Source organism: Aureimonas sp. AU4, assembly GCF_001463765.1.
Taxonomy (GTDB): domain Bacteria; phylum Pseudomonadota; class Alphaproteobacteria; order Rhizobiales; family Rhizobiaceae; genus Aureimonas.
The window spans coordinates 1-12,806 of the sequence record NZ_BBWK01000067.1 but is presented as its reverse complement, the minus strand read 5'-3'; the positions used below and the strand labels follow the sequence as shown (position 1 = coordinate 12,806).

General features: G+C 69.9%; 9 protein-coding genes and 1 tRNA gene. 4 read left to right on the top strand and 6 right to left on the bottom strand.

Annotated elements, in window-relative coordinates; translation table 11 throughout:
* Positions 1-80: 80 nt before the first annotated feature.
* The 3 genes from AUL35_RS17585 to sthA all read left to right on the top strand — a co-directional run bounded on the left by AUL35_RS17585 (position 81) and on the right by sthA (position 2,865).
* Positions 81-566 (top strand): TerB family tellurite resistance protein, encoded by a 486-nt coding sequence (locus AUL35_RS17585; protein WP_062017133.1) that lies wholly within the window; start codon positions 81-83, stop codon positions 564-566.
* Between the two features lie 61 nt (positions 567-627).
* Complete coding sequence (locus AUL35_RS17580; protein ID WP_062017269.1) at positions 628-1,350, top strand: glutamine amidotransferase; 723 nt, start codon at positions 628-630, stop codon at positions 1,348-1,350.
* An 84-nt stretch (positions 1,351-1,434) separates the two neighbouring features.
* Positions 1,435-2,865: a Si-specific NAD(P)(+) transhydrogenase gene (gene sthA, locus AUL35_RS17575; protein ID WP_062017130.1), complete on the top strand. Its 1,431-nt coding sequence runs from the start codon at positions 1,435-1,437 to the stop codon at positions 2,863-2,865.
* Between the two features lie 9 nt (positions 2,866-2,874).
* Here sthA and AUL35_RS17570 read toward each other — a convergent pair whose 3' ends face one another.
* From AUL35_RS17570 to AUL35_RS17545, 6 genes are all read right to left on the bottom strand, one after another.
* Positions 2,875-4,134 carry an MFS transporter gene (locus AUL35_RS17570; RefSeq protein WP_062017127.1) on the bottom strand — a complete coding sequence of 420 codons (1,260 nt, stop codon included), beginning with the start codon at positions 4,132-4,134 and terminating at the stop codon, positions 2,875-2,877.
* Between the two features lie 244 nt (positions 4,135-4,378).
* A tRNA-Phe gene (locus AUL35_RS17565) sits at positions 4,379-4,454 on the bottom strand.
* Positions 4,455-4,539: 85 nt separating this feature from the next.
* Positions 4,540-6,930: a bifunctional diguanylate cyclase/phosphodiesterase gene (locus AUL35_RS17560; protein WP_062017124.1), complete on the bottom strand. Its 2,391-nt coding sequence runs from the start codon at positions 6,928-6,930 to the stop codon at positions 4,540-4,542.
* Positions 6,931-7,091: 161 nt separating this feature from the next.
* Positions 7,092-8,021 (bottom strand): enoyl-CoA hydratase-related protein, encoded by a 930-nt coding sequence (locus tag AUL35_RS17555; protein WP_082666416.1) that lies wholly within the window; start codon positions 8,019-8,021, stop codon positions 7,092-7,094.
* 254 nt (positions 8,022-8,275) lie between these two features.
* On the bottom strand, positions 8,276-10,201 hold the full coding sequence (locus AUL35_RS17550; RefSeq protein ID WP_062017118.1) for an alpha-amylase family protein: 1,926 nt from the start codon (positions 10,199-10,201) through the stop codon (positions 8,276-8,278).
* 64 nt (positions 10,202-10,265) lie between these two features.
* Complete coding sequence (locus tag AUL35_RS17545; protein ID WP_062017115.1) at positions 10,266-11,648, bottom strand: MFS transporter; 1,383 nt, start codon at positions 11,646-11,648, stop codon at positions 10,266-10,268.
* A gap of 243 nt (positions 11,649-11,891) precedes the next feature.
* Here AUL35_RS17545 and AUL35_RS17540 point away from each other — a divergent pair.
* Positions 11,892-12,806, top strand: a 915-nt coding sequence (locus tag AUL35_RS17540) for a methyl-accepting chemotaxis protein (protein WP_156418055.1), incomplete at its 3' end; no start/stop codon positions are given.

The window sequence follows — 12,806 nt, the reverse complement described above, 5'->3', positions numbered from 1 at the left end:
GGGGCGCGCCCAAGCCTCCCATCCTCCGCGGGCCGGATCGCTTCGGCCCTTCCCAAGCCCGGCCCAAGGCCCTTTCGTCCATGTTCGACTCGCTGAAGGACTTCCTGCGAACGCTCTCGGGCGAGGGTGACGCGCACCACCGCTCCGACGACCCGCAGGTGGCCGCCGCCGCGCTCCTGTTCCACGTGGCCGAGGCCGATGGCGCGGCGAGCGCGACGGAGCGCGATGCGCTGCGCACGCTGCTGCGCCGCGAATACGGCTTGGGCGCAGAGGCCGCGCGCGCCGTGGTCGCGGCCGGCCAGGCGGCGGATGCCGATTCCGTCGATCTCTTCCAGTTCACGCATGTCCTGATGCGCCACCTTTCGGCCGAGCAGCGCGTGCGCTTCGTCGAGCTTCTCTGGGAGATGGTCTACGTCGACGGCGAGGTGCACGAGCTGGAGGACAATCTCGTCTGGCGCATCTCGGAACTGCTCGGCGTGTCGTCGCGCGACCGGATGCTGACCAAGCGCGAGGCCGCCGACCGCTATCGCGAGGATGCGTCCAGCCAGGAGGAAGCGGGTGCCTGACCGCTTCGAGGCGCCGCCGCCGATTGCCGACAGCCTGAAAGCCGAACCGCCGCGTCATACCCTGCGCGTCGAGGGCGAGACGCGTCCGGTTCTCGTTGTCCTGCATCAGGAAACCTCGACGCCCGGGCGCGTCGGCCAGATCCTCGAGGCCGCGGGCGTGCCCCTCGACATCCGCCGCCCGGTTCTCGGCGAGAAGCTGCCAGCGACGCTGGAGCGGCACCGGGGCGCCATCGTCTTCGGCGGGCCGCCGAGCGCCAACGACGAGGAGCCGCACCTGCGCCACGAAATCGACTGGCTCGACGTGCCGCTGCGCGAGGACCGGCCGCTGCTGGGCATCTGCCTCGGCGCGCAGATGATGGTGAAGCATCTCGGCGGCACGGTCGGGCCGCACCCCGAGGGCTGGGTCGAGGTCGGCTATTACCCGCTGCGCTCGACCCAGGCCGGCCGCGCGCTCCTGCGGGACTGGCCGCCCATGGTCTACCAGTGGCACCGCGAGGGCTTCGACCTGCCGCGCGGCATCGAGCTTCTGGCCGAAGGCGAGGGGCGCTTCCCCAACCAGGCCATCCGGGCCGGGCCCAACGCCTACGGGGTGCAGTTCCATGCCGAGTTGACGCTCGCCATGATGCATCGCTGGACGACGCACGGCCACGCCCGCCTCTCGCTGCCCGGCGCGCAGGGGCGCTCGGCCCACTTCTCGGGCCGCGCGGTACACGATGCGCCGGTGAAGCGCTGGTTGGCGGACTTTCTCGGCCTGATCTTCGGGCAGCGCGTCGACGCGGGCTAGGTTCGACGCCTGCCGCGCGTGGTTTGCGAAAGGCTGGGCTTGTATGGGGACGGAACGTTCCTTCGCAGCTGCGAGACCTCCAGCATGAGCAACCCCGACTTTCTCGTGATCGGCAGCGGGCCGTCCGGCCGGCGCGCCGCGATCCAGGCCGCCAAGCTCGGCCGCTCGGTGCTGGTCGTCGAGGACAGGCGGCGCGTCGGCGGCGTCTCGGTTCACACCGGCACGATCCCCTCCAAAACCATGCGCGAGACGGTGCTGAACCTGTCCGGCTGGCGCGAACGCGGCTTCTACGGGCGGTCCTACCGCGTGAAGCAGGACATCACCGCGAGCGACGTCCAGGACCGGATGACCAAGACGCTGGCCCACGAGGTCGACGTTCTGGAGCACCAGTTCTCGCGCAACGGCGTACGCACGCTTCAGGGCGAGGCGCGCTTCGTATCGACCGAAGAGGTCGCGGTGCGTCTGCCGGACGGCGAGGAGCGGCGCTTCCGGCCCGGCGCGACGCTGATCGCGGTCGGCACCCAGCCCTTCCGACCCGGCTACGTGCCCTTCAACGGCACCAGCGTCTTCGACTCCGACGAGATCCTCGCCATCCCGAAGCTGCCCCGCTCGCTGACCGTGATCGGCGCGGGCGTGATCGGGGTTGAATACGCCACGATCTTCTCGGCGCTCGAGGTGCAGGTCACCCTGATCGAGCCGCGCGAGACCTTCCTCGACTTCATCGACAAGGAGCTGATCGACGAGTTCACCCATGAGTTGCGCGACCGCAACGTCGCGCTGCGCCTGGGCTCCAAGGTCGAGAGCGTCGATTTTGACGGCGCCGGGCGCCCGGTCTGCCGCCTGTCGTCGGGCCGGGACGTGGCGAGCGAGATCCTGCTGTTCGCCGCCGGCCGCATGGGCGCGACCGACCGGCTGGACCTGCCCGCCGCCGGCCTGTCGAGCGACCATCGCGGCCGCATCGTTGTGGACCCGAAGACGCTGCAGACGGCGGTCCCGCGCATCTATGCCAGCGGAGACGTGATCGGTTTTCCCTCGCTCGCCTCCACCTCGATGGAGCAGGGCCGCATCGCGGCTTGCCACGCCTTCGGCGCGCCGCTGCCGCCCGAGCCAGAGTTCTTTCCCTACGGCATCTATTCCGTGCCGGAGATGTCGACCGTGGGGATGAGCGAGGAGGAGGTGCGCCGCCGCGCCATTCCCTACGAGGTCGGCGTCGCGCGCTTCCGCGAGACCTCGCGCGGCCACATCATGGGCCTCGAGACCGGGATGATGAAGATGATCTTCTCCAAGAAGACGCGACGCCTGCTGGGCGTCCACATCCTGGGCGAGGGGGCGACCGAGCTCGTCCACATCGGGCAGGCGGTCCTGAACCTGAAGGGAACGATCGATTACTTCATCGAGAACACGTTCAACTACCCGACCCTGGCCGAGGCCTACAAGATCGCGAGCCTCGACGCCTGGAACCGGGCCTTCGCGCCGGCCGCGGCCTCGGCCGTGCCCGTCGCCCCGGTCGCCTGAGGCCGCCGGTCAGTCGCGCGCGGCGAGGCTGCGCGCCTGGCGCAACTGCGGGAAGGCCGCCGACCAGATGCCGGCGATGGCGACCGTCGCCATGCCGCCGATCACCACGGCGGGAACGGCCCCGATCCAGAACGCCATGAGCCCGGCGCGGAACTCGCCGAGTTCGTTGGAGGCGCCGACGAAGACCTGGTTCACGGCGTTGACGCGCCCGCGCACCTCGTCCGGCGTCCAGAGCTGGAGCAGGATCTCGCGGATATAGACGGAGATCATGTCGGAGGCGCCCATGAGAATGAGCGCGAGGATCGACAGCCAGGGCGTCGTCGACAGGCCGAACAGAACCGTGAAGGCGCCGAAGAGCGCCACGAACAGGAACATCACGAGGCCCGCCCGGTCGCGGATCGGATGGGTGGCGAGAAACACGGCGACCGCGAGTGCGCCGATGCCGGGCGCGGCGCGAAGGAGGCCAAGGCCCCACGGCCCGACGTCGAGGACGTCGTGCGCGAAGACGGGCATCAGCGCCACCGCGCCGCCGAGCAGCACCGCGAAAAGGTCGAGCGAGATCGCGCCGAGCACCACCTTCTCGCCCCATATGTAGCGGAAGCCCGCCACCACCGTCTCGAGGCTCGCTGGCTCCTCGGAGCGCCGGTGCGCGGCGACGTGGATCGACAGGATCAGCACGGCGGCGACCGCGAACATCGCGACCGCGACGCCGTAGGCGAGATGCGAGGACACGCCGTAGAGGAGGCCGCCTGCCACCGGTCCGACGATCGAGGCGATCTGCCAGGACGAGGAGTTCCAGGCGATGGCGTTGGCAAGCTCGTCGCGCGACACGAGGTTGACCACCAGCGAGGAGGCCGCCGGGCCGAAGAAGGCACGCGCGATGCCGAAGACGACGAGGATCGCGAAGACGGGAAGCGGCGAGACGAGCTCAAGATAGGTGAGGGCGAGGAGCGTGGCCGCGCCCAGGGTCTCGACCAGGATCGACAGTCCCATGATCCAGCGGCGCGAGTAGCGGTCGGCCGCCGCGCCCGTCACCAGCACCAGGACGAGGGCGGGCAGGAACTGGCAGAGGCCAACGAAGCCGAGATCGAGCGGATCGCGCGTCAGCGCGTAGATCTGCCAGCCGACCGAGACCGACACGATCTGAACCGCGAAGGAGGCGAGAAGCCGCGCGAGCCAGTAGCGCAGGAAGCGGTTGTTGCGGAAGGCGGCGTACTTGTCCTCGCTGGGAGCGGGCGGGGACTGGGCGGCCTCTGAGGATGCGGTCACGACGTCGGCACTTCCGGCGGGCGGACCGCCTCACGAACGGCAGGGAAGGCGCCAGTCGGCCGGGGCACGACAAGCCAGCGGAGCGGTCCGCCTACCGGTAAGGTAGCCGGATGGTTCCTGTATCAGTCTGGTTCCGACGCGCAAGGCGCAACCGACGATCGGAGCGCGTCATCCGCAGGCGCAACGAGCCGGGACAGCTAGGAGGCGCTGAGGCCCGAGCAAGCGAACGTGACGGAAAAAACGGTGGTGCCCGGGGACGGAGTCGAACCGCCGACACTGCGATTTTCAGTCGCATGCTCTACCAACTGAGCTACCCGGGCGCCTCTGCGGGAAAGCGCCGAAGGCTTCGTTTCCGCGAGGAGTGGGCGCCTTATAGGCAGAGCCTTTCGAGCTGTCCACCCCCTTCTACGCGGGAAGAGCGCGATCCGCTTCCGCAGTGGTGGCGAGCGGCAAGCGAAGGCCCGGACGCTCCAGCAACGCATGCAGTCCCGTCATGTCGAGCGGCTTGGCGAAGAGATAGCCTTGGGCCTGTTCCGCGCCCAGGCGGGCGATCTCGTTCGCCTGCGTACAGGTCTCTATGCCTTCCACCACGACGGTCAGGTCGAAGCGGTGGGCGAGCGCGCAGATGGTCTCGATGATGGCGCGGGACGTGTCGTCGCTTGCCACCAGCTGCGCGAAGGAGCGGTCGATCTTGACCTTGGTGAAGGGATAGCGCGCGAGATAGCCGATCGAGGCGTAGCCCGTGCCGAAGTCGTCGAGCGCCAACTTCACGCCGAGCGCGCGCAGGCGGCGCATGGCGGCCAGCGTCTCCTCGGCATCGTCGATCAGAAGCGATTCGGTCACCTCCAGCTCGAGGCGCGCGGGGGCAAGGCCGCTGTCGGCCAGCGCGATCTCGACGCTGCGCACGAGATCGTCGGGATCGCGGAACTGGATCGCGGAGACGTTCACCGCGACGTCGGCCTCGATCGGCCAGGCGGCGGCGTCGAGGCAGGCCTGCCGGATCGCCCAGGCGCCCATGGGCACGATGAGCCCCATCTGCTCGGCGAGGGGAATGAAGTCGGCGGGCGAGACGAACCCCCCGGTCTCGACCGGCCAGCGCATCAGCGCCTCGCAGGCGACGACGCGCCCGGTGGCGAGCTCGACGATCGGCTGGTAGTGGAGCGCGAAGCGCCGGTCGCGCCATGCCAGGCGCAGGTTCTCTTCCAGCGCGCGCCGGGAATGGATGCTTTCGGCCATCTCGCGCGTGAAGACGACGGCCGCGTTGCGGCCCGCGCCCTTCGCCGCGTAGAGCGCCATGTCGGCCGCGCTCATCATCTCGGCGGCCACGGAGCCATGGGTCGGCCAGCTCGCGACGCCGATGCTGACCGTGACGTGCAGGATGCGCCCGTCGATCTCGAAGGGCAGTCGGAAGTCGTCGAGCAGGCGCCGGGCCGTGGTCAGCGCCGCAGGGGCGTCCTCGGGCAGGATGACGAGGAACTCGTCGCCGCCGAAACGCGCGATAATACCCTCGCTGCCGAGGAGGCGCCGCAGCCGCTCGGCCACGCGCAGCAGAAGCTCGTCGCCGACCCCGTGCCCGAGGCTGTCGTTGACGGACTTGAAGTTATCGATGTCGAACGACAGGAGGCTGAAGGGCCGGCCTTCGGGTTCACGACAGGCATCGACCAGGCGCTGGTTGAAGCTGAACCGGTTGCGCAGACCCGTCAGACTGTCGGTATTGGCCATGCGCTCGATCGTGGCCGCCACGCGCTTGCGGGTCGTGATGTTCTCCGTGGTGAGAAGGGCGCCCCCTTCGGGCGTCGGCTCGAGCGACAGCGCGAGCACATCGCCGGTCCGCGTCTCGATCTCGGCGGCCTGCGGGCGCTGGGTGGTGAGCGCCTCGGTGCCAAGCACGCCGATCCGCTCGGCGGTGGAGGGCGCCAGCATCCCGTTCTGGACGGTCGCCTCCAGGAAGGTGTTGAAGGCGCCGGGCACCGTGTCCGGGCCGCCGAAGCCGTAGAGAACCTGGTGGCGCGTGTTGCAGACCTCAAGCCGCCCCGCCTCGTCGAACATCGCCAGGCCCTGCACCATGGCGTTGAGGGCGAGATCCAGCTTGGCCGCCTCGCGCTTGGCGAGGTGCGAGAGCTCGTTCGCCTCGCGATGGGCCGTGGCGAGGGCGACGAGGTTGCGGTTGATCGAAAAGGTGATCACCACGTTGGTGAGGCCGTAGAAGACGATGAAGGCCCCGATCCCAGCATAGTAGGGATGACCCGCCACCACGAGACCGGCGGCCATCGGGCCGGCCAGGCAGGCGATCTGCAGGATCACGAAGAACGGGCGGGCGGCGTTGCGCGCGACGAAGCCGGAGGCGAAGGCGATGCCGGCGACGATCGTGAGGATGTGCGCCGGAACGCTGTCGGTGCCGGCGAGAGCCAGATAGCAGTTCGCGCCGACCAGGATGGCGAAGACCGTGGTCCCGGCCAGGAATTCGCGGTCCCAGGCCCGCGTGCGGGCCAGCGTGTCGAGATCGTGGGGCTGGCGCGTATAGCGCAAGACTGTGACCATGCGGGCGCCGAAGGTCAGCCCCGTCAGCACGGTGAGCGCCAGGAACACGTCGTCGTTCGTCACGTGCCAGCAGAACAGCGGCACGAAGACGCCGATCAGGTTCGAGATGGCAAGCGATGCGGGCGAGGAGAAGAGCGTGCCCACGAGGTGGCGATAGGCGGCCAGATCGCGGGGCCGTCTGCGCCTGGGGGGCCGCCCGGCCCGCACGGCCTGGGCCGCGCGAACCGTCGGGGCGGAGGCACCGGTGAACCTCATAGCCGCTTCTTTCATCGGCGCCGCCCGGATGTCTCCCACCAGATGCCGGACGGCGCTCTTTTGTGTCTGCCTTGCAGCCGATGATCGCAGCTGACTCCTAGCGTCGGGTTAACCGAAACGGGAAGTTGGAAGCGACCGGCCGCAATCTCGCCATGGCCGCGTCAGGCCGCGGCGGCGTCCCGGCCCCGGCGCGACAGCATGCGGTTCTGCGCGTTGGCGATTCGCTGCAGCTTAGCCACCTCCACCGCGCTGAGGCTCATGATGTGATCGACCCAGAGGGCGGCGGCGTCCGCGAGATCGGCGCGCAGATCGCCGAACCGCCTGTTGAAGGCCTCGAACAGCATCACGCGGGCGCGGTGGCTGGTGGCCGCCTTCTCCGCATAGCGGCGCAGCCAGTCCTCGCCGTCGCCCGCCGGCACCACGGCGTCGAGCACGCCCTTGGCCAGGAACTCCTCGGGCGCGTAGACGTCGCCCGAGGTGAGGATGCGCTCGGCCTCGATCGCGCCCGCCCGCCGTATCAGGACGGGCACGGCCGAGATCGGGAAGTGGTTGTAGTGAACCTCCGGGTAGCTGAAGCTCGCGCGCTCCTCGGCCACCATGACGTTGCAGGCGCGCGCGGGATCGATGCCGCCGCCGAGCGCGCGGGCGTGAACCGTGCTGAGCGTGATGACCTGCCCGCGCAGGCCGTTGGTGTTCAGCTCGATGACCTGCGTGGCCAGGCGCGCGTAGCGCTCCAGGCCCTGGCGGTCGCCCCGGGCGAGGCAACCGAGATAGTAGTCGAGATCGCCGCCGAGCGAGAAGACCTCGCCCTTGGCGCGATAGGCGAGGAAGCGCACGGGCTCGAGCGGCCCGCCCAGATTATGGGCCATCACCGCTTCCTGCACGGCGGCGACGCTGGCGATGCACTCCATCGTGAAGACGGGCTTGGGCTCCGGCGCTAGGTCGATCCACAGAAGGGAAAGGGCGGGCTCGAAGCTGATGTCGACCTGGGGAAGGTCGCCGGCGAGGGCGCGGATCGCGTCGGCGACGCCGACGGGGGCAAGCATGGGGGTCGGACGGTCGACAACCGGTCGTTGTAGCGTGTCGCTCATGGCGGATCTCTGTGCCGGAGGGAGGGGCAGGAGAAACGTTAAAGCTTTCTTAAGCTTCGAACATGGGAAGCTTAACGAATGGTTAAGATCGGAGGACGTCCTTCATGCGACCCCGGCGAGCGACGAACCCGCCTGCGCGCCGTGCCAAGGGTTCAATCCGCCTTGATTTCGCTAGAAAATTGCCGGAATTCCGCTACCGGAAGTTATGCGTGCGGGATCGCTCGGCTGCGCGTGTCGAGAAACAAAACGTGATCCTATGCCGCAGCGGCATGTGGATAGCGGCGGTCGCCATCCCATGCCGTCTCCTCGTCTTCCAGAAGAAGCCACAGGACCTCGTAGGGCCCCAGCTGGAGCTCCTGTCGCAGGTCCAGACGCCGCCCCGTCAGGAGGTCCCGCGCCGTCCGGGGGAGGGATCGGAAGCGCTCAGGTGCGACCCAAGCCGTCCCTTCGCCGAAATGGGCGAGAACCAGCACCGATTCCCGATCGGCGGGCCGCAGGAAGCCGGCCACCGGATCGACCTGCGTGCGGAAGCCGTGAATGCGGTTGCCGGCAAAGGCCGGGGTCTCTCGGCGGATGCGGATCATGGCCGCCAGCCCATGGTGGATCGCACCGCCCGGCGTTTCGGGGCCGTGCCGGGCGGCGTCGAAGCGCCCGACGCCCATGGGCCGGTGCAGCCAGCGGCTGTCCTGCGCCTCGCCGGGGCGCGTCCGGTAGGTCGGATCGTTGAGCTGCCCGACCTCGTCGCCGAGATAAAGGAGCGGGATGCCCGCCGAGGCGAGGGCCAGCGCGTGAAGAAGCAGGACGCGGGCGACCCCGTGCGGGTCCTTCGCCTCGACGCCGGCCAGCGAGGCCGTGGTGCCCGCGATGCGGCAGTCGCCGGTGCGCGGGTTCTCCTGAAACGGCTCGCCGCGCGCGAAGGAGCCGGGAAAGCGCCCGACATAGACCCGGTTCAGGAAGCGCCGGTGCCCGTCCGGATCGATGCCGAGCTCGCGTGCCTCCGCGTCGTCGAAGGTCCAGCCGATGTCGTCGTGCGAGCGAACGTAGTTCACGAAGGCGCAGCCGGCGGGAAGCTGCTGGCGCCGGTCGAGGGCGAGCTGGAGAAGGCGCGCGTCGCGCGTGGCGAGCGCCTCCCACCCGAGCGCCATGAGAAGGGGGTTGTAGGAGATCGGGCACTCGGCCGGGTCGATATAGGACACGACCTCGTCGGGATGGACGATGGCCTCCGACTTGAACAGGAGGGCGGGCGCCGCGATGCGGCAGAGCGCGTTGAAGGCGCGGATGAGCCGGTGCGCCTCGGGCAGGCTCTCGCAGCTCGTGCCGAGCCGCTTCCAGATGAAGGCGACCGCGTCCATGCGCAGGATCTCGATGCCCTGGTTGGCCAGAAACAGCATCTCGCCGGCCATGGCGCGGAAGACCGCCGGGTTGGCGTAGTTCAGGTCCCACTGGAAGCGGTAGAAGGTCGCCCAGATCCACCGTCCGTCCGGCAGGGGCACGAAGGAGCCGGGGTGGTCGTCCGGGAAGATCTCGCGCGTCGTCTCCTCGAAGAGGTCCGGCAGGCGCCGGTCGGGATAGATGCGGTAGTAGTCCTCGAACTCGCGCTCGCCCGCCATCGCCCGGCGCGCCCATTCGTGCTCGTCGGACGTATGGTTGAAGATGAAGTCGACTACCGGCGAGATGCCGTTGTCGCGCAGCGCCGCGCACAGGGCGCCGAGATCGGCCATCGTGCCGAGGCGCGGGTCCACCTCGCGATAAGACGACACCGCATATCCCCCGTCCGAGTTGCCCTCCGGGCAGCGGAACAGCGGCATGAGGTGGAGATAGGTGAGGCCGAGTTCGCGAAAGTCCGGAATGCGGTCCCGAAGTCCGCGCAGCGTCCCGGCATAGCGATCGACGTAGCAGACGCCGCCCACCATGCGGTTCGACAGGAACCAGTCGGGATTGGCCTCGCGCTGCAGATCCAAAGCGCGCAGCTCGTCCGGCCGTGCCTGCGAGGCGCGCGCCGCCAGGAGAACCGCCGCCTCGAGCTCGGCCTCGCGCGCCGGATGGTCGCCGTAGACCGCGTCGAACTCGCGGGCGAGCTGCGGCAGATGCCGGGCGAGGCGCCGGTCGAAGCCCGCGTCCGGCACGTGGCCCGCGGCCCGGATCGCGGCGCGCAGGCGCCCCAGCGTCGTCTCGTCCATGCCTGCCCGCTCCCCCGTGCCTCTCCCGATGCCTCGATAGCACGGCGACGGGCGAGGGCGAGCGTCAGGCCCCGACGCGCGCCGCCTCGCGGCGGGCTTCCTCCTGCCGGAGGGCGCTTGGAACGATGCCGGCCGCGGCGAGCGCCGCGGCCAGGCCGAGTGCCACCGGGATCGGGCCGTCCGGCACGAGGCCGAAGATGCTGGCGAGGATCGCGACGCCGAGCGACTGGCCGACGAGGCGTGCCGTGGACTGGATGCCGCTCGCCCCGCCCGCGCGCTCGCGCGGCGCGCTGGTGATCAGGAGGCGGTTGTTGGGCGCTTGGAACGTGCCGAAGCCGAAGCCCGCCAGCGCCAGCCGCCAGACGAGGTCGGCATCGCCCGGCGAGGCGGGCATGAGGGTGAGCGAGACGAGGCCCGCCGAGAACAGGAACAGGCCGCCCGCCGCGAGCCGCCCCGGCGCCATGCGGTCCGCCAGCCGCCCCGAGATGAAGGCCGCGATCGCGGTCGAGATGGGCCAGGGCGTCAGCAGGAGGCCGGTCTCCGAGGCGCTGCGGCCGAGCGTGTCGTGGAACAGGAAGGGCAGCGACACGAAGGCGATGGCCTGGGCCGCGAAGGAGCCGACGGAGCAGACCGCCGACAGCGCGAAGACGGGTCGCCGCAGAAGGTCGACCGGCAGCATCGGCACGGCCAAGCTGAGCTGCGAGCGCACGAACACGATGCCGACCGCGACGCCCGCCGCGATCAGGAGCGCGGCGCGACCCGCGCCGTCGGCGTGGCCGATGTCGTTGATGCCCGAGATCAGGAGGCCGAAGGTCGCCGCGCTCAGGACCGCGCTGCGAACGTCGAAGCGCGCGCCCGAGCGCGGCGTCTGGGGCAGGGTGCGCCAGCCGACGAAGAGCGCCAGCGCGCCGATCGGCACGTTGACCAGGAACAGGGCCCGCCAGGGCGCGACCGCCAGGATGAGACCCGCCACCGTCGGACCGGCCGCCGCCGAGACGCCCACCACGACCGCCACGTTGCCCACCGCCCGGCCGAGCTGGCTTTGCGGGAAGACGAACCGTACGAGCGCGATGTTGATGCTCATGATGCCGGCGGCGCCGAGGCCCTGGATGGCGCGCGCGGCGACCAGCCAATGGAGGTCGGGCGCCAGCGCGCAAAGGCCCGAGCCCAGCGTGAAGAGCGCGAGCCCGCTGAGGTAGACGCGCTTGTAGCCGAGGATCTCGCCGAGCGAGGCCAGCGGCAGGAGCGCCATGGTGATGGCGAGCTGGTAGCCGTTGACGACCCACACAGCGTCGGCCGGATGGATGCCGAACTGGGCCGTGATGGGCGGGAGGGCAATGTTGGCGATCGCCCCGTCGAGCACGGCGGTGAAGAGTGCGAGCGCGATCGTCGCGAAGGCAAGGGACCGGGCCGGCTGGGGCAGCCCGTCATGGGAGGTGGAGGACATGAAGCGCCACGGATCGGCGGGATGGAAGGCGCCAGCGGGTTCGGCTGGCGAGGGGGAGGGCGGACCGGCCCGCCGCCGATCCGCGTCTGCCTCCGAATATATGGATGCCTGCGCAAATGCCCAGCTGTCGCGGCGCTTCGGGACAGTCGTCCTCGGGAGGATATCGAAGTTCGGCAATCTTAACGTGTGGAGAACAAAACCCGTGGCATCGTACGGGCGATATCCAACCGTGGAACGAGAGCGATGCGCTTCACCATCAAGGCCCGACTGATCGCCGGCTTCGCAGGGGTGATCGCCCTGACCGGACTGGTCGGCTATTTCGGCGTGATGGAGCTCAAGGCCTCTCAGGCCCGCCTCGAGGCCTTCATTGACCGTCCTTTCCAGCAGGCCAAGCTGCTCGGCGAGATCCGGTCCGACGTCATGAACGGCGGGCGCCTGATGAACCGGGCCCTCCTGACCCCGGACCCGGCGCGCGCCGCCCAGCTGCGCCAGGAGGCCGAGGCGAGCATGGAGGCGGGCGTACGCAAGCTCGAGACCTACCGGGGACGCACGCAGCTGGCGCTGGACCGCGTCGCGACGTTGGGTACCAGCATGACATCCTATCGCGACGCCACGCGCCGTGCGGTCGAGGCGCATGCGGGCGGATCCGAAGAGGCGGCCCTCGCGGTCCTGGAAAAGGAAGCCTCGCCGCACATGGCGAACCTGATCGGGGATATCGCCGCCCTGTCCGCCCTCCAGGACGGCGCGGCGCAGGCGACGGTGGCCGAGGCCAAGGCGCGCTACGACGGCGCGATGAAGCTGCTTCTGGCGATCATCGGCGGCGCGATCGCGCTGGGCGCGGCGACGGCGGTCTGGATCGCGATCACGATCGGGCGGGGTCTCGGTCGCTCGGTGTCGCTGGCGCGCGAGATCGGCGGGGGCGACCTGTCGGGCGCCGACGCCCGGGCCGGAGCCGACGAGATCGGCGATCTCCTGGCCGCGATGAACGCCATGCGCGGCCACCTGCGCACCATCGTCAGCGAGGTGAACGCCTCGTCCTCGCAGGTCGCGGCCGGCTCCATGCAGTCGGCGGCGACCGCCGAGCAGCTGTCGTCCGGCTCGAGCGAGCAGGCCTCGGCCTCGGAGGAGGCGTCGGCGGCGGTCGAGGAGATGGCGTCG